This is a genomic window from Arthrobacter sp. ATA002 (assembly GCF_026898095.1).
Classification (GTDB): Bacteria; Actinomycetota; Actinomycetes; order Actinomycetales; family Micrococcaceae; genus Arthrobacter_B.
Genome location: NZ_CP114015.1, coordinates 1,322,710 through 1,340,238 on the forward strand (window position 1 = coordinate 1,322,710; position 17,529 = coordinate 1,340,238).

The window sequence follows — 17,529 nt, forward strand, 5'->3', positions numbered from 1 at the left end:
ATGCCCGCGGTGTCCGGGGAGTGTCAGAGCGGCAATGTAATTTGGTTGGTATGCGAATACTGCACACCTCCGATTGGCATTTGGGCCGCTCCTTCCATGGCGTGGGGATGCTCGGCGCCCAGCAGCAGTTCATCGACCGGCTCGTCGACACGGTCCGTGAGCAGGAGGTGGACGCGGTTCTGATTGCCGGAGACGTGTACGACCGCGCACTGCCGGGGGTCGACGTCGTCCGCCTGCTGGACTCCGCCCTGGACCGCATCACCGCCGCGGGAGCCAAAGTTATCCTCTCCAGCGGCAACCACGATTCAGCTGCCCGGTTGGGCTTCGGCAGCCGCATTTTTGAGCGCGGCGGCGTGTACCTGCGCACCCGGATCAGCGAGATTCCGGATCCGGTCCTGCTGGACACCGGAGGAATTCCCGTGGCGGTCTACGGCATTCCGTACCTTGAACCGCGGCTGGCCGGGCCGGAACTGGGCGTGGACACGCCGCACCACGAAACCGTGATTGCCGAGGCGGTCCGCAGGATTCAGGACGATGTTCGGCGCCGCGCCTCGTCGGGACAGCCGGTGCTTCCCGTGGCCATGGCCCATGTCTTTGCCAGCGGCGGCATCACGTCGGACAGCGAGCGGGACCTCACGGTCGGGGGAGTGGGAGCGGTTCCGCTGGACCTCTTCGGCTCCTTCACCTACACGGCCCTGGGCCACCTGCACGGCCGGCAGGAACTGAGCCCGTCCGTCCGTTACAGCGGCTCTCCGCTGCCGTACTCCTTCTCCGAGGCGCGCCAGCACAAAGGCGGACTGCTGGTGGAGTTCGATGCCGCCGGACTGGTCTCGGTGGAACCGGTCCTGTGGCCCGCCCCGCGCCGGCTCGCGGTCCTCAAAGGAACACTGGAGCACCTGCTCGCAGACCCGGGCCTCACCGAAGCCGAAGGCGCCTACTGCCAGGTCACGCTGACCGACGACGAACGTCCCGCCAAGGCCATGGAGCGCCTGCGCACCCGCTTCCCGGACACCCTGGTGCTGTCCTTTGAACCGGCGTCCGGTCCGCGGGCCGCCAACCAGACCTACAGCCAGCGGCTGGCCCGCGCCACGGATGACCTGGAAATCTGCTGCGGTTTTCTGGACCACGTACGCTCCCGGCAGGCGGACGAGCAGGAGAAAAAGCTCTTCGCTGAAGTGCTGTCCAAAGTCCAGTCGGCGGAGGCAGCCCAGTGAGGATCCACCGGCTCGAGATCCAGGCCTTCGGGCCTTTCGCTGACCGCCAGGTCATCGATTTCGATGAGCTCGGCGCCCATGGGCTGTTTCTGCTCAACGGCCCCACGGGTGCCGGGAAAACCAGCATCCTGGATGCCGTCTGCTATGCCCTGTACGGTGCCGTACCGGGTGACCGGCAAACCGCCAAGCGGCTGCGCAGCGACCACGCCGCAGCGGACACCGCTCCGGAGATACTGCTGGAGTTCAGTTCCGGGGACCGCCGCCTTGAGGTCGTGCGGAGCCCGGCCTGGGACCGGCCGGCCAAACGCGGTGCCGGCAAAACCGTGCTGGAGCAGGCACACACCACCCTGCGTGAGCTCGTCAACGGGGAATGGGTTACGAAGTCAGCCCGTAATGACGAGGCAGGCGATGAGATCCTGGCCCTCATGGGGATGAACAGGGATCAGTTCACCCGCGTGGTTATGCTGCCCCAGGGGGATTTTGCCGCCTTCCTGCGGGCGGACGCCAAGACGCGCGCTGAACTGCTGCAGAAACTGTTCGGCACCACACGGTTCGAGAACATTGAAGCCCAGCTGAAGGCGGACCTTACCGCTGCCGAGCAGGAGCTCAATGCTGCCCGCGCCGAAAGCGAACATGTGATGCGCCGGGCGCGGGACGAAATGGAACGCTGGGCGGAGGACGCAGCAGCGGAGGCTGAGGATGCGGCCGGGGACGCAGGAGCAGACCATCCCGAAAGCAGTGAGGCCGCCGGGGTGGAGGACTTCCGCCGTATGCTGGCCGCCCGCACGGAGGCTGCCCGCGGTGAGCACGCAGCACTGGCCGCTGCACTCCGGGAAGCGGAGCATACCCGCGCGGATGTGGAAGCGCGCCGTACCCGCGGCATTGCCCGGGAGCAGCTCGAACGCGATGAACAGGCTTATGCCCGCCGCCGGGACGAGATTGAACCGGTACGTCATGCCCTCGAACGCCATCTGCGTGCCGAATCGCTGAGCGGTTTCGTCCGGGCCGCCGACACTGCGCAGGAACGGCTCGGGCTCCGGGAAACGGCCGCGGGTGAGGCACGGGATGCACTGCTGGGGGATGCGCATTCACCGGCCTTCGGCCTCACGGAAACCGTGATGGCTGAAGGGGACCCTGCACCCGTCTTGTTGGCCGCCGAGGACCGGCTGACCGCGGAGCTGGGCGCCGCGGAAGCTGCGCAGGCCGAGGAAGAGCGTATCGGAGATCTGGAAGCGGAACTCGTTGACGCCTCCAAGCGTGCCGCTACCAGCCGGGCCGCCGCCGCTGCCGCGGAAGCGGCCGGGGAGGAACTCCGCACCGAAGAAACCGAGCTGACCCGGCAGCTGGATTCGCTGCGGGAGAAGGCGTCCCGCCAGGAATTTGCGCGCAATGGCCTGGAACGTGCGCGTGCCCTGACCCGCGCCATCAGCCAATATGCCGAAGCCTCCGCTGCCGCTGCAGCGTCCGGAGCCGAGGCGGCACGGCTGCGCGGCAGCTACCAGGACCGCCGCCAGGCCTGGCAGGACCTGCAGCAGCGCCGGCTGGATCAAGCGGCAGCGGAGCTGGCGGGACGGCTGGAGGACGGGCAGGGCTGCCCGGTCTGCGGCAGCAGCGAACATCCCGCTCCGGCTGCCCTGCCGGACGGTGAAAGCGCCGTCACCAAGCAGGATGAGGACAACGCGCGGCGGCTCACTGAGGACGCAGAATCCGCCTATGAAGCAGCACGTGTGCAGGCGGACCAGGACAGCCGCAGCGTCGCCGAACTGCGGATCCAAGGCGGAGACAGGGATCCGAAGACGGCAAAGGCCGAGGAAGACGCAGCGCAGAGCGCCCTGGCCGCAGCGTCCGCCGCAGCCGAGGAACTGGATACGGCCGTGGTGCGCTGCGCGGAGCTGTCCCGGGAACGCAGCGACCTGGCCGAGCAGGCAGCGGCAGCGCTGGTTGCTGCGGCGCAGGCCGACGAGCAGCGGCTGTCGGCCCAGCGCCGGATCGCCGAACTCAGCGGACGGGTACAGGCGGCCCGCGACGGTTTCACGACACTCGCGGACCGGGTGGACTGCCTTGCGGGACTGCGCACCCTGGTCAGCGCCGCCCGGCGGTCCTTCGCCGAACTGCAGACGGCGCGGGAGAATGCAGCCGAGGCCCGCGGCGACCTCGCTGACCGTCTCGGCGACTCCGACTTCGACACCGTCCAGGACGTGCGCGACGCCCTGCTGGAGACGGACACGGCCGCCAACGCCAAACAAGCTGTGGCCCGGTACGACGAGGAGGGGCAGCGGCTGGTTCTGCGCCGGGAAGCCGAGGACTCGGCAGCCGATGTGGACGGAGACGGCGAACCGCTCCCGGTGCCCGACGAGCAGGACCTGGCCCTGGCCTCGGACGCCGCAGCGGCCGCACGCATGCGGCTGACGGAATGCTCGGTCCAGCTGGGCCTGCTGGAAGCCTCCACCAAGGCACTGCAGTCGTACGGACTGGAGCTGGCGGCGGCCTCCGAACGCATCCGCCCCCTGGAGGAGCGCTACAACCTTCTGCGCTCGGTAACCGACACCGCCCGCGGAAGCGGGGAGAACGGCTACAAAATGACGCTGAGCACGTATGTGCTGGCCGCACGGCTGGAACAGGTGGCCGCGGCCGCCACTGAACGTTTGTCCGCGATGACGGGCGGACGCTATGCCCTCGTGCACAGCGACTCCACCGCCGGCAACAGGAAGTCCGGACTGGGCCTGCACGTCACCGATGCCTGGACGGGACAGCACCGGGACACGGCCACTCTCTCCGGAGGTGAGAGCTTCATGGCATCCCTGGCCCTCGCCCTGGGCCTGGCCGACGTTGTCCAGCAGGAAGCCGGCGGCGTGAACATCGAGACCCTCTTTGTGGACGAGGGGTTCGGCAGTTTGGACGAGACGTCGCTGGAGCAGGTCATGGACGCGCTGGAAGGGTTGCGCGACGGCGGCCGGGTGGTTGGCCTTGTCAGCCATGTGGCCGAAATGAAACAGCGCATTGGGGCGCAGCTGCAGATCACGAAGGGCCGCAACGGATCCACCGTGCGATTCTCCGCCGGCGATCCGGTGGGTGTCTGACCGCGGCAGGAGCGGCAACCGGGATACTGCGCTTCCTCCGCCGCAGCGGGAGGAAGGTCACTGCGCACCGGACCCGGAATCGGATAGAGTAGCGGGGTAACCGGGTCGGGCGCATCGGGAGGGGGGACGATGCGCGCTGAAACATGTCTGGAACTGCCTTGAGTGACTTCCCGTCTGCCCCTTCAACCTCCCGGAACTCCGCTCCGGACAGCTCCGCCCCTGCGCAGCCGCCTGCCACCGGTCCGTCACCGCAGGATCCCCGGCATGACGAACTGGCCTCCGGCGGACGCTACGCACGGATTTTCTCGCTCGCCGGCCGCGGCTTTGTGCCGATCGCTTTCCTGGCCCGCCTGCCCCTGGCCATGCTGACCGTAGGGGCACTGACCCTCGTCACCAGCGTCACGGACTCCTATGCAACAGGCGGCCTGGCGGCAGGAGCCGTGGGAATCGGTTCGGCACTGGGCGCACCGGTCCTGGGCTATGCAGCCGACCGGATCGGCCAGCGGCCAATACTGCTGGGCGCGGCCGTCGTCAACCCCCTGGCCATTGCACTGACCCTGTACATGGCATTCCAGCTGCCTGACGCCGGAACTCCCTATGCAGCCCTTGCCGCCGCATTCCTGATGGGGGCCACCTGCCCCCAGGTGGGTCCGCTGGCCCGTGTCCGGTGGATGGCCATGACCGAGCGCAAACAGTCCGGGGCATCCACAGGCACCAGGGACCTGGACACCGCGATGTCCTATGAGGGAACGGCGGATGAGCTGAGCTTCGTGCTCGGCCCGGCCCTGGTGGGCCTGCTGGCTGCCGCCGTCGCGCCCTGGCTGCCGCTCGCCATCGCCGCCGTCCTGACACTGAGCATGGTCAGCGCCTTCGCCGTGCATCCCACAGTCCGCTCCGTCGTCCCGGCACGGGCAGCCCGTGCTGCCCGCGATGCCCGCGACGCGGCCGCAAAGAAGGCCGGCACGCCGGCCGAAGCCGACGCCGTGCGCCCCCGTGCCGACTGGCTGCTGATCGCCCTTCCGGTTTTGGGCATGGTGGCCATGGGGACGTTCTTTGGCGGAACCCAGACCAGCCTGACCGCCTTTGGCGGCGTCTTCGACGTGTCGTCCGCAGCCGGCCTGCTGTACGCCGTCATGGGCATCAGCTCCGCGGCGGCCGCGCTGTCGGTAGCCTTCTGGCCGGAGCGGTTCCCGCCTGCCGCCCGCTGGATGGTGTCCGCTGCAGCGATGGCTGCCTTCTCGGTGCTGCTGCTCTTCCCCGCCGACATCCCCACCATGCTGGTGGCGCTTTTCATTATGGGCATCCCCGTGGGCCCCACCATGGTCAGTATTTTCGGAATGGGTGCCGTGGTTGCTCCGAGGCATCTGATGGGCACGGTCATGACAATGCTCGCCAGCGGCGTGGTGACCGGCACAGCCATCGGCGCGGCGCTGGCCGGCCGGCTTGCCGACAGCTCCGGCCACCAGGCCGCGTTCCTGGTGCCGGTGGGGGCATCCGTCGTGCTGTTCATCCTGAGCCTGTGTGTGCGGTGGGCTGTGGTTTCCCGGCGGGGGCGGAACTGACGAAACGGTCACCTGAGCGCCGGCCCGGCTGTCGGGCCGGCACTCAGGTGGCTTAGTATCGAATCAAGCGCCGGAGTATTCGGCGGAGCCGCAGCGGATGAGGAGACCCACCATGGGCAGCGAAAAGAACGCCAACGAAGACCACTCCAGGGACGGCAAGAAGACAACGGGGCCCGAGGGGACCATCCCTGATACCGAGGACGGCGTGGCCGCGGCGTCCACCGAAGAACCGTCCAACTTCGAGCCCGAAGAAGACCAGGAATCCGCCGAGGGCGGATCCAAGTAGCAGGGTCAGGATGAAGCGCAGAAAGCCCGGACCGGGAGTACCCGGTCCGGGCTTTTCATTCAGCGGATCCTGATTGCTAGCCGAGGCTGGGAGCGTGGGCCGGAGGCAGCGGAATGTAGATGTTGCCCGTCGTGACTCCGCCCGTGACGGCGTCGTCGGGACCGGCATCCGCACCGGCGGACATGGGCGCCGGAGCCTCGGCCTCCTGGCCGAAGGCCCGCAGGGCTGCGGCGGCCTCGTGCGCGTCAGGCCGTGCCTCCACGGTTCGGGCAGTCATGGCCCGCAGCAGTTCCACCCATTCGGGGCCGAGCTCCGCGGGTACTTCCGGGTCCCGAACCAAGCGGGCGACGGCGGACTCCACGATGGGTCCCGGGAAGGCCTTCACTCCGGTGAGGCATTCCAGGAGCACCAGTCCGAGGGAATAGATGTCGGTCTTCGGATCGACCGCCCCGCCCAGCGCCTGTTCCGGACTCAGGTAATTGGCGGTGCCAATGGTCGCACCGTGGGCCGTGGCGATGGTCGCCTCGGTCATCCTCGCGATCCCGAAGTCGGTGAGCTTGGGGTACAGGCGGGTGTCATTCTCGGCAAGCGGGTACAGGAGAATGTTTGCCGGCTTCACATCCCGGTGGATGACGCCGTTGGAATGCACGTAGTTCAGGGCATCGGCCAGGTCCGCGCCCAGTGACGCCGTGCCCAAATGGCCCAGCGGCCCGGACTTCAATGTCCGGCGCAGGTCCGGCCCGTCAACAAGCTCCATGACCAGAAACGTGGAGCAGGGGCCGTCGTCCTGCTGAACTACTCCGGCGTCCAGCAGGGTAACCAGTCCGGGATGGTTCAGCGTGGCCAGCAGCTGGGTTTCCGTCTGCTGGCGGCGGTTTTCGTCGTCGTCGTTGACGTGGGGACGGAACAGCTTGACCGCCACCTCGCGGCCAAGGTTCTGGTCCACCGCTCGGTAAACGGAGGCAGCGCCGCCCGTACCGATGAGCTCGGTGGTCCGGTATCGGTCCCCAAGGAGTACATCCACGGGTGTCCTCCCTAGAAGGTGTGTCGAAAAACTGGAAGTGGGCAGGGGGTCCGGGTCTATTGCTTACCACCGGACGAAGGAGTTTGCAGAGCAATTATGCACTGAAATTTAATCAGCAGCCTGATTAAATTGTTCCTACGCTGCTCACCGTTCCACCATATCCTGTACTGCCGCCGGTTCCCCGCAAGCGACGGCGGCTTTACCAAGACGTAATATGTGCCTTCTCACCAGGGGGCTCATCCCGTGGCGCTGCCCGCATCCCGGGCGCTGCCCGGCCCTAGCCGAGGAAGGCGACGGCGGCCTGCTTGAAGGCCCGGGACGTGACGGCGTCCACGTGCGTGCGCCCCGGCAGCCAGAGCAGTTCGGACTGGCCGGACAGCTCGGCGAGCTCCTCGTTGCCGGCGGCAAACGGGTCAAGGTCACCGGCGACGAGCAGCAGGGTATGGCCGGAACCGCCTCACCGGGAACAAACGGCTCATCCTGCACGGCCTCCACCATGTTCAGCAGGACCTGCGGGTCATTGCCGGGCGCCGAGGCGGCCATGCGCATCAGTTCGCCGGTGGTTCCGGCGGGAAGTGCTTCCCCGGTTCCCGCGAGGCTCCGCGCGCTGCGGGCAGGTCGAACGTTGCCAGCGGATCGCCGGTGCCGGGGCCGCCCCGAGGACCATGCGGCGGACCAGCTCCGGCTGGGTGGCACCAAAGTCCCACGCCAGCCGCGCACCCAGCGAGTAGCCGATGATGTCAACGCCGGTTTCCGGGTTGTCGTCGTCGAGCGGGTGCACGCCTGCGTCCACCAGCAGCTGCAGCAGGTCCGCACGGATCCGGCTGGGACGGAAGGAATCCAGGTCTGAGGGGGTGGCGCTGCGCCCATGGCCGGGAAGATCCACGGTGATGACACTCCTGCCGGAAGTGGTCAGCGCGTTCACCCACCCGGACTCGTGCCAGTTCAAACGGGACGAGGAGGCGAAACCGTGGAGCAGCAGAACCGGCCGCGTCGCAGAGGGGCCGCTTCCGGGGTGAATAACCTCGGCAAACAGCCGGGGGTCGGTGCCCTCAACGCTGTGGGTCCTGATTTCCATGCCATAGTCCTCGTCCGGAATCTCAGCTGCGCCGATACTCCACTGCTCGTTGGTCCTGAATACCCGTGAGTCCCGAACAGGGGAGACCGGTGTGCGGGACTCATCTCCGGGGTGCCTGAATCTGCCGGAGGTGTTGGACCTCCAGGGATGTCTGATCAACACGGTACGTCGGATGCCCAGATCCGCTCAACCGGGACACGCAGGCCGCAGCCGGGCGATTTGTCCAGCCGGTGGGGCTGGCGGGGCTGGGCGTTCCAGCGGTGCGGGAGAGGCAGGAAAAATCCGGTTTTCAGCCAAGGACTGGCTTTTATTTTTTTACCGGGTATGGTCGTGAGCCATCGATGTTGTTTCTTTCAGAGGAGCCTAAATTGTCAGGTAAATCCCCGCAGGGTTCAAACGCGAAGAAGCCGGGAAAATCCATCAAGGAAAAGCGTGCCGAAAAAAAGGCCAAGAATTCCAGCGACAGTGAGCTGATGCCGAGGAAGCGCAAGGGCCAGTAACGCAGCCAAACAGCAGGTACCGCCGCCCGGAGCGGCTCCCGCCCGGATCCCACCGGAACCCGGGCGGGAGCCGGCGTGGCAGGCGGGGCGGAAATACCGCACCCGGCCTAAAAAACGGAACGGTTTTGCAGGCCCAGTCCCGCGCGCCTTCGGTGCGTTTCCCGAAATCCAACAAACATCCATTTTCCCTTGGTGGTTCGTCAGTGCGTCGCCGTTCGGGAAAACATCTTCGATCATCGGCGCTTTTCCGGAAACTAATTACCTGCTAAATTCCGCTGAATTAATTCGGTAAACAGTGGAGGCTGAAAATTCCGGAAAAAGCAAGAGTGATTCGCTGCCCCGGCCAGCTACTCGATCCGCCCGGCCCGTGTCCGGCGGTCCAGCAGCCAGGCGGCCGCGGCCAGCACTCCGGTCAGGGCCAGCGTGGCGACAAGCTGGATGCGCACCGCCGCATCCAGGAACCCGAGCACCACAATGCCGGCCAGCAGGGCCAGGGCAAAGTAGGACAGCCAGGGGAAGGCCCACATCTTGAAGGTGAGTTCCTTTCCCGCGGCCTCGGCCCGCCGGCGCAGGATGATCTGCGAAACGATCGACACACCCCACACCACCAGGCAGGTGGATCCGACCAGGTTCAGCAGGATCATCAGGACGGTTTCCGGGTAGAGGTAGTTCAGCACCACGGCCAGGAAGCCGAACGCGACCGATGCGGCCACTGCCGCTCGGGGAACGCCGTTGGCGCTTTTGCGGCTTAGTGTTTTGGGCGCGCGGCCCCTTTCGGCCAGCGAGAACACCATCCGGGATGCCCCGTACAGATTGGCATTCAGCGCCGACAGCAGTGCCACCACAATGACCACGGCCATGACGACGTCGGCGCCGGGCACCCGGGCGGCCGCCAGCGCCGCGACAAAGGGGCCGGTGCTGAGCGACTCGCTGTCCCACGGCAGGATGGTGACGATCACGAGCACCGAGCCGATGTAAAAGACCAGGATCCGCCACACCACCGAGCTGATGGCCTTGGCGATATTGGTTTCGGGGTTCTCCGTGTCGGCGGCGGCAACGGCAACGATCTCAGTGCCTCCGAAGGCGAAAACCACCAGCAGCAGCCCGGCACCCACCCCGCTCCATCCGTGGGGCATGAAGCCTCCGTTGCCGGTCAAATTGCTCAGGCCCGGGGCTGGAACATTGGGCAGCCAGCCGGCAATGAATGCGACGCCGACGGCGAGGAACGCCACGATCGCCAATACCTTGAGCAGTGCGAACCAGTACTCAAACTCTCCGAGGCTGGCGACGCCGCCCAAATTGATGGCGGTGAACAGGGTCATGAACACCAGCGCCAGTACCCACTGCTGGGAACCGGGCCACATGGAGGCAACGATGGCGGCCGCGGCTGTTGCTTCGGCGGCGATCACGATTACCAGCTGCAGCCACCACAGCCAGCCGATGGTTGTTCCGGCGGGGCGGCCGAGTGCCTTTTCCGCGTACACGGAGAAGGCGCCGCTGCTGGGATCTGCCGCAGCCATCTCGCCCATCATGCGCATGACGAGGATGACCATGGTGCCGGCGATCAGGAAGGACAGCAGAACTGCGGGCCCGGCCGCCTGGATTCCGGCGCCGGACCCGACAAACAGCCCGGTGCCGATGGCGCTGCCCAGGCTCATGAAGACCAAATGGCGGGGGCGCATCTTGCGCACCGCGGGTGATCCTGCCGGGTCCGGTGCGGCTGATCCGGCGGAATCGGTCGCGGACGTTCGGGTAGTCATGAAAAAGACACCTTTGAAGTTGGGGATGCCGAGGAAAGTTGGAATGCCGAATATCGGCCGCGGCCATGGCTAACCATCTTATGCCGTGTGGGCTCATCACTCAGTCTGCGTATGAGTTGTGCCACTATGCTTACAGTTTGCACAGCGCTTCACCGCGCGGAGGGAGGGAAAGCATGCCAACAGATGTCTTGGATGCACGCATTATTGCTCTGTTCACCGACGAGCCCAGGATGTCCGTCCTCGAAGCCTCACACACCCTGCAGGTGGCCCGCGCCACCGTCCAGGCCCGATTGGACCGAATGCAGAAGGCGGGAGTCATTTCCGGATGGGGGCCCCGGATTGACCCGGCGGCGCTGGGGTACAGCGTGCTCGCCTACTGCTCGCTGACCATCAGCCAGGACATCGGCCACGATGCCGTGGTGGCCGCGCTGTCCCGCATTCCCGAAATCCAGGAGATTCACACTGTGTCCGGCGAGAGTGACCTGCTGGCACGCGTTGCCGCCCGTTCCAACCCGGACCTGCAACGTGTCATTGATTCCATCGTGGCCACCCGCACCATTGTGCGGTCCTCATCCGTGATCGTGCTGAACACGCATTTTGACGGCCGGACGCTTCCACTGCTGGAGGCAGCCTCCGGCACGGACCCGGCCCTGCTTTCGGCTGCCGATCCCGCATAACGCGTTACCTCCGTGCTGCAAATGCCGCATGGCACTGGATCCTCATGGACGGCGGCGGGGCCGGCCAGGCCCGGCCGGTCGCCGGCGCCGGCTATGACGTCTGGGCGGGCGCACTCGCTCATATGGGAGTCCTCACGGCGCCGGACGAAAGATTCCTCGGACGCTTTGCGTGTCTCCCAGCTGGCCGCGGAGGCGGCCGTCGCCGCTGGCCTCATCCCGCAGTGGCGTGCCCGGACGGACAACACTGCGTCCTGCCGGACGGCCCTGCGGGCGGGCTTGTCCACGCCGGCAGCCAAACAAGCGTCATCCTCCCGTCCGTACGGACCTGATCGCGCCCCGCTGGACAAAATGTGACGCACCTCGCATGCCCTTGGGTCGAAATGAGTTACAGTCATTCTGACTTTTACTCTTTCCTCCGGATGGACCCCCGGCGGACCGGCCGGAAGGGCCCCATGGTGTACCAGCAACCGGCGCACGGATACGCGAACGTTTCCGAACGCGCACGCCAACCCCCGGCGCTGGCCATCTCCACGGTCATTTTTGCCCTGCGCCCGGATCCGGGCACGGGCCGCCCCGCGCTGTGGCTGCCACTGGTGCGCCGCATACGCGAACCGTTCCGGGGTCTCTGGGCGCTGCCCGGCGGCCCGCTGGGGGCCCGCGAGTCCCTGCAGGAGGCTGCGGCCGGCAACTTGGCGCAGACCACAGGCCTGGCCCCTAAGTACCTCGAGCAGCTCTATGCCTTCGGTGGGACCGACCGGTCGCCGTCGCCGCGGGTGGTGTCCATTGTCTACTGGGCCCTCGTTCAACCCGACGAAGCAGCGCTGTCCCGCCAGGACGACAACGTCCGGTGGTTTCCGGCCGGCGCGGTGGGGGAGCTGGCCTTCGACCACAACGAAATCGTGGAGTATGCGCTCTGGCGCCTGCGCAACCGGATGGAATACGGTTCCATCGCCTACGCCTTCCTGGGAGACACCTTTACCCTGGCGCAGCTGCGGGAAGTCTACGAAGCAGTGCTGGGCCGCGAGCTGGAACCGGCGAATTTTCGCCGGCAGCTGCGCGCAGCCCCGGACATCGAAGCCACCGACCAGTATTTGCAGGGCGGCAGGCACCGCCCGCCGCGCCTCTACCGCTACACCGGCGCACTCCTGCCCGAACCGGAACCCCGTGCCACCCCCGAACCCCGGAGCAGGCCCCAACCGCAGGCTGACCAGCAGCCACCGAGCTACCCAGCAACGGAGCAGTGAATCATGAGCAATGCCCCCGCCACCCCGACTCCCAGCGTGGCAACCGCCGTCGCCCTGATTTCCGCTGCCGCCGCCGCGAATGGAGCTTCCTCCGCCGGCACCTGCACGCCGGAGCTGGCCATGCCGCCGTGGGAATTTGACGGCGCCCGGCTGCCGGACTACGGCCCGGGTGCATCCATGCATGACGCCGCTCCGCCCGCCACGCCCCGGCAGGGCAGCCTCCCGGAGGAGTACCGGCTGGCCTCCGACACCGAGCTGCACGTGCGGATCCTCGCCGCCAAGGAAAAGCTCGGGGACCGTGCAGTGATCCTCGGCCATTTTTACCAGCGTGACGAAGTCCTTCGGTACGCGGACTTTGTGGGCGATTCCTTTCAACTGGCCAAGGCCGCCAAGGCCAAACCGGACGCTGAGGCCATCATTTTCTGCGGCGTGCACTTCATGGCCGAAACCGCCGATCTGCTCTCCGGCCCGGACCAGGCGGTGATGCTGCCCAACCTTGCCGCGGGCTGTTCCATGGCAGACATGGCGGACATCGATTCGGTGGCGGCGTGCTGGGACCAGCTCACCTCGCTGTTCGGCCAGGAGCCCGACGACGGCGGCAAGCTGCCGGTCATCCCGGTCACCTATATGAATTCCTCGGCCGCGCTCAAGGGTTTCTGCGGAGAGAACGGCGGCATTGTCTGCACCTCCTCCAATGCCGCAGCGGTGCTGGAGTGGGCGTTTGAGCGCGGCCGCCGGGTGCTGTTTTTCCCGGACCAGCATTTGGGCAGGAACACGGCGAAGGCCATGGGGATCCCGCTGGATGCCATGCCGATGTGGAACCCCCGCCTGCCGCTGGGTGGAAACACCGCCGAGGAACTGCAGGAGTCCCGGGTGCTGCTCTGGAACGGGTTCTGCTCCGTGCACAAACGCTTCACCGTCGCCCAGATCGACAAAGCCCGGGCTGATTTTCCGGACGTCCGGGTCATCGTGCATCCGGAGTGCCCCATGCCGGTGGTGGACGCTGCGGACGAGGCAGGTTCCACGGACTACATCCTCAAAGCCATCGACGCCGCCCCGGCCGGCAGCACCTTCGCCGTCGGCACCGAAATCAACATGGTCAACCGGCTGGCCGCACAGTATCCGCAGCACACCATTTTCTGCCTGGACCCGGTGATCTGCCCCTGCTCCACCATGTACCGGATCCACCCCGGCTACCTGGCCTGGGTGCTGGAAGGTCTGGTCCGGGGAGAGGTGCTGAACCGGATTACGGTTCCCGCCGGCGTCGCAGTACCGGCCCGGACCGCGCTGGAACGGATGCTGGCGGCGCATCCGTGATCGCCGTCGTCGGCAGCGGGATCGCGGGCCTGGCCGCGGCTCTGGCCGCAGTGCGGGCGGACCCGTCCGCCGAGGTGACCGTGCTGGCCAAGGGCACGCCGCGGCAGACGAACACCTGGCTGGCGCAGGGCGGAATTGCAGCCGTGGTGCCGGACGGGGCGGCGGCCGGCGACACCGTCGAGGCGCACGTCGCGGACACGCTGGCTGCTGCGGCAGGCAGGGCCGACGCCGAAGCGGTGCGGGTTTTGTGTGCTGCCGCCGGCGGGGAAATGGTGCGCCTGCTGCAGCTGGGCACGCCTTTTGACCGCGACAGTGCCGGCGCGCTGGCCCTGGGGCGGGAGGCGGCGCACTCGGCTGCCCGCATCCTGCACGTGAACGGTGACAGCACCGGCGCGGGCATCGCCACCGCCCTGCTGGGGGCCGTTGCGGCGGAACCGCGAATCACCGTCGCGGAGAACACTTTTGTGGCCGGGCTGCTGCAGGAGCAGGGCCGGGTTGCCGGGGTCCGGCTGCTGCGGCAGGGACGCCGGGGGACCCTCGCCGCCGAGGCTGTCATTCTTGCCGCAGGGGGAGCGGGTGCCCTGTACGCGCACACCACCAATCCGAACTCGGCAACGGGCGACGGCGTGGCGCTGGCAGCCGGAGCCGGCGCCGCCATGCGCGACCTGGAGTTCTTCCAGTTCCATCCCACCTCCCTTGACGTGCCGGGGAACCCGTTGATCTCCGAGGCGGTCCGGGGCGAGGGTGCTGTGCTGCGCAACGCCGCGGGGGAGCGTTTCCTCCTGTCCGCGCATCCGGACGCGGAACTGGCTCCGCGCGACGTCGTCTCCCGGGCAGTCAGCGCCTATCTGCGGGAGAGTGGGGAACCGTGCGTCTGGCTGGATACCACCGGCATCGCCGCAGCCCGCGGGGCCGGCTACCTGGCCCGGCGGTTTCCCGGCCTCGCGGCGCTGACCCGGCGCCACGGCCTGGACTGGGAACGGGAGCTGCTGCCCGTGGTGCCCGCGGCGCACTACTGGATGGGCGGTATCTCGACGGACCTGGCGGGCCGGACCTCGGTTCCCGGGCTGTACGCCGCCGGCGAATGTGCCTGCACCGGCGTCCACGGAGCGAACCGGCTGGCCTCGAACTCCCTGCTGGAAGGCCTGGTGTTCGGTGCCCGGGCCGGAGCAGCTGCGGCAGCGGATGAACGAACCAACGCCTTCCCCGGAGGGCTTCCTGCCGCCGGACCTGACGGCTTCCCCACGGGACTGGAGCCGGAACCAACAAAGCCCGTCCCCATGCCACGCGAGACCGGACGTGGGGAGCCCGCTTTTAGCCGTGCCGCCCTCCAGCAGCTCATGTCCTCCCGGGCCGGGGTCCTGCGCAGCGCAGACGGGCTTGCTGCCGCCGCCGGGCAGGTTGCGCGCTGGCAGCGGGAGATTACCGGCACCGCAGCGGAGATGCGGGGGCTGGAAGATGCAAACCTGCTCACCTGTGCGCGGCTGCTCCTGGCCGCTGCAACGCGTCGCACCGAATCCGTGGGTGCGCACTTTCGAACCGACGCTGGACCCCCGACCAGCACTAACCCCCCGGCAACGGCGCAACCCGCAGACAAGACCCTGCACCTCATCCCATGAGCTTTTCGAAGGGAAACACCCCCATGACCACCAGTACAGCGAAAACCGGCGCCCCGCTTCAGCCTTCCACCCAGAGGGCGGTGCCTGTTCCGCAGGAAGCCGTGGACCGCATCGTTGCCGCGGCGCTCGCCGAGGACGCACCGTGGGGCGACATCACCTCCGAACTCCTGGTCCCGGTGGAAGCCCGGGCCGCTGCGGTTCTTACCGCCCGCGAACCGGGCATCTTCTGCGGAACGCAGGTCATCGAGGCCGCATTCCGGCTCGCCTCCCCGGAAACAGAAGTGCAGTTCCTGGTCCGGGACGGTGGATCCTTGCAGGCCGGAACCGTCCTGGCGGAAATCAGCGGGTCCGCCCGTGCCATGCTGACGGGGGAGCGGGTGGCCCTCAACCTTGCCCAGCGCCTCAGCGGCATTGCCACGCTCACGGCAGCCTTTGTTGCGCAGACCGCCGGCACTTCCGCCCGGATCACGGATACCCGCAAGACCACGCCGGGCCTGCGCATCCTGGAACGGCACGCCGTCCGGTGCGGCGGCGGTTACAACCACCGCTTCAGCCTCTCGGACGCAGTGATGGCGAAGGACAACCACCTGGCGCTGCTCGCCGCCGGCGGGGTGGACCCGGCGCAGGTGCTCGCGTCAGCCAAAGCGCGGCTCCCGCACACCGTGCACTTCGAGGTGGAGGTGGACCGGCTGGATCAGATCGAAACAGCGCTGGCCGGCGGTGCGGACACCGTACTGCTGGACAATTTCAGCCTTCACGACCTGCGCCTCGGGGTGGAACTGATCGCCGGCCGGGCCCGCACCGAAGCCAGCGGAAACGTGAGCCTGGCAACGGTGGCGGACATCGCCGGCACCGGGGTGGACCTCATTTCCGCAGGTGCCCTGACCCACAGCGTCCGCGCCCTGGACCTGGGGCTGGACCTGGTGTGATCTACCTCGATGCGGCCGCCACCGCCCCGCCCCGGCGTGAGGTGCTCGAGGCCATGTGGCCCCATTTGACGGGCGGCTTCGGCAATCCCTCCAGCCGCCATGCCGCCGGGGAAGCCGCGGCCCGGGCACTCGAGGAGGCCCGCGCCGCAGCGGCGGGGGTGCTGGGGTGCGGGCCGGGCGAGATCATCTTCACCTCCGGCGGCACCGAAGCGAACAACCTCGCGGTAAAGGGACTGGCCCTGGCCGGGCTGGACCGGAGGGCCGGGGCCGCCGGGAACGGATCCGGTGTTCCTCCGGCTGCCGCCGGCCGGTCCGGACCGTGCGGAACCGGCCGCCCTCCGCACGTGGTGGCCACCGCCGTCGAACATCCCGCGGTGCTGGAATCGCTGGACTATCTGCGACGCCGGCACGGCTTCACCGTGAAGCTGCTTGCGGTTGATGCCGCGGGGCGGGTGGATCCCGCGGAGGCCGCCGCGGCCCTGACCCCCGAAACCGTGCTGTGCACCGTGATGTACGCGAACAACGAGGTGGGCACGGTCCAGCCCATCCGCGAGATTGCCGCACACTGCCGCGCAGCCTCGGTGCCGTTCCACACGGACGCCGTCCAGGCGGGCGGCTGGCTGGAGCTGGACGTCACGGACCTGGGTGTTGACGCCATCAGCCTGTCCGGGCACAAGCTCGGCACGCCCAAGGGCACCGGGCTGCTGTACCTGCGCGGAACCCGGGTTTTGGAACCGCACATGCACGGCGGCGGCCAGGAACGGGGGCGGAGATCCGGCACGGAAAACGTCGCGGGCGCGGTGGGGATGGCAACGGCACTGGTGCTGGCCGCGGCGGAACGCGAAGACAGCGCCCGCCGTGCGGAGGTACTGCGGAACCGGCTGATCGGCGCGGTCCTGGGCAGGGTTCCCGGCGCCCGCCTGACCGGACACTGGACCGGGCGGCTGCCCGGCCACGCATCATTTTGTTTTCCGGGAACCTCGGGCGAAGCAGTGCTGCTGGAACTGGAGCGGGCCGGAGTGCTGTGTTCCAGCGGGTCGGCCTGTGCAGCCGGGGCCGACGAACCCTCCGCCGTACTGACCGCCATGGGCCTGGACCGGGAAACGGCGCAGACCGCCGTACGGTTCACCTTTACCGCAGCCGTGACAGAATCCGAGATCGACACCGCCGCCGCGGCAGCGGCGGCAGCCGTTGCCGCAGTGGAGCGTTTGGGCGGCCGGCGAACCTGACGCCGGCGTG

The 17,529-nt window shown here is 67.8% G+C and carries 14 protein-coding genes; 11 read left to right on the forward strand and 3 right to left on the reverse strand.

Translation table 11 applies throughout. The features are described 5' to 3' along the window. Positions 1 to 50: 50 nt before the first annotated feature. From OL239_RS06650 to OL239_RS06665, 4 genes are all read left to right on the forward strand, one after another. A complete protein-coding gene (locus tag OL239_RS06650) occupies positions 51 to 1,214 on the forward strand; it encodes an exonuclease SbcCD subunit D (protein WP_268911206.1) in 1,164 nt (387 codons plus the stop codon). Beyond that, positions 1,211 to 4,294 carry an AAA family ATPase gene (locus OL239_RS06655; RefSeq protein ID WP_268911207.1) on the forward strand — a complete coding sequence of 1,028 codons (3,084 nt, stop codon included), beginning with the start codon at positions 1,211 to 1,213 and terminating at the stop codon, positions 4,292 to 4,294. The genes OL239_RS06650 and OL239_RS06655 overlap by 4 nt, the downstream gene beginning before the upstream one ends. Positions 4,295 to 4,437: 143 nt before the next feature. Continuing rightward, positions 4,438 to 5,856, forward strand: a complete 1,419-nt coding sequence (locus OL239_RS06660) for an MFS transporter (protein WP_442864234.1) — start codon at positions 4,438 to 4,440, stop codon at positions 5,854 to 5,856. 112 nt (positions 5,857 to 5,968) lie between these two features. After that, on the forward strand, positions 5,969 to 6,142 hold the full coding sequence (locus tag OL239_RS06665) for a hypothetical protein (protein ID WP_268911209.1): 174 nt from the start codon (positions 5,969 to 5,971) through the stop codon (positions 6,140 to 6,142). Positions 6,143 to 6,218: 76 nt separating this feature from the next. Here the strand turns inward: OL239_RS06665 and OL239_RS06670 are convergent, their stop codons facing one another. Then, positions 6,219 to 7,166, reverse strand: a complete 948-nt coding sequence (locus tag OL239_RS06670) for a serine/threonine-protein kinase (protein WP_268911210.1) — start codon at positions 7,164 to 7,166, stop codon at positions 6,219 to 6,221. Positions 7,167 to 7,683: 517 nt separating this feature from the next. Then, a complete protein-coding gene (locus tag OL239_RS06675) occupies positions 7,684 to 8,244 on the reverse strand; it encodes an alpha/beta fold hydrolase (RefSeq protein WP_268911211.1) in 561 nt (186 codons plus the stop codon). A gap of 230 nt (positions 8,245 to 8,474) precedes the next feature. Here OL239_RS06675 and OL239_RS06680 point away from each other — a divergent pair, with 230 nt between their 5' ends. After that, positions 8,475 to 8,744, forward strand: coding sequence for a hypothetical protein (locus tag OL239_RS06680; RefSeq protein WP_268911833.1), 270 nt, complete (start codon positions 8,475 to 8,477; stop codon positions 8,742 to 8,744). Between the two features lie 347 nt (positions 8,745 to 9,091). On the opposite strand, the gene OL239_RS06685 is transcribed toward OL239_RS06680, so the two are convergent. After that, the gene (locus OL239_RS06685; protein ID WP_442864235.1) at positions 9,092 to 10,504 is read right to left on the reverse strand and encodes an amino acid permease; all 1,413 of its coding nucleotides are present in this window, start codon (positions 10,502 to 10,504) and stop codon (positions 9,092 to 9,094) included. Positions 10,505 to 10,677: 173 nt separating this feature from the next. On the opposite strand from OL239_RS06685, the gene OL239_RS06690 reads away from it, so the two are divergent. From OL239_RS06690 to OL239_RS06715, 6 genes are all read left to right on the forward strand, one after another. Then, the gene (locus tag OL239_RS06690) at positions 10,678 to 11,181 is read left to right on the forward strand and encodes an Lrp/AsnC family transcriptional regulator (RefSeq protein ID WP_268911212.1); all 504 of its coding nucleotides are present in this window, start codon (positions 10,678 to 10,680) and stop codon (positions 11,179 to 11,181) included. A gap of 452 nt (positions 11,182 to 11,633) precedes the next feature. After that, on the forward strand, positions 11,634 to 12,425 hold the full coding sequence (locus OL239_RS06695) for an NUDIX hydrolase (protein ID WP_268911213.1): 792 nt from the start codon (positions 11,634 to 11,636) through the stop codon (positions 12,423 to 12,425). Positions 12,426 to 12,428: 3 nt separating this feature from the next. Continuing rightward, on the forward strand, positions 12,429 to 13,742 hold the full coding sequence (gene nadA / locus OL239_RS06700) for a quinolinate synthase NadA (RefSeq protein ID WP_268911214.1): 1,314 nt from the start codon (positions 12,429 to 12,431) through the stop codon (positions 13,740 to 13,742). Further along, positions 13,739 to 15,361: an L-aspartate oxidase gene (gene nadB, locus OL239_RS06705; protein WP_268911215.1), complete on the forward strand. Its 1,623-nt coding sequence runs from the start codon at positions 13,739 to 13,741 to the stop codon at positions 15,359 to 15,361. The genes nadA and nadB overlap by 4 nt, the downstream gene beginning before the upstream one ends. Before the next feature lie 23 nt (positions 15,362 to 15,384). After that, positions 15,385 to 16,290 (forward strand): carboxylating nicotinate-nucleotide diphosphorylase, encoded by a 906-nt coding sequence (gene nadC, locus OL239_RS06710; protein ID WP_268911216.1) that lies wholly within the window; start codon positions 15,385 to 15,387, stop codon positions 16,288 to 16,290. Beyond that, positions 16,287 to 17,519 carry a cysteine desulfurase family protein gene (locus OL239_RS06715; protein WP_268911217.1) on the forward strand — a complete coding sequence of 411 codons (1,233 nt, stop codon included), beginning with the start codon at positions 16,287 to 16,289 and terminating at the stop codon, positions 17,517 to 17,519. The genes nadC and OL239_RS06715 overlap by 4 nt, the downstream gene beginning before the upstream one ends. The last annotated feature ends 10 nt before the right edge of the window (positions 17,520 to 17,529 follow it).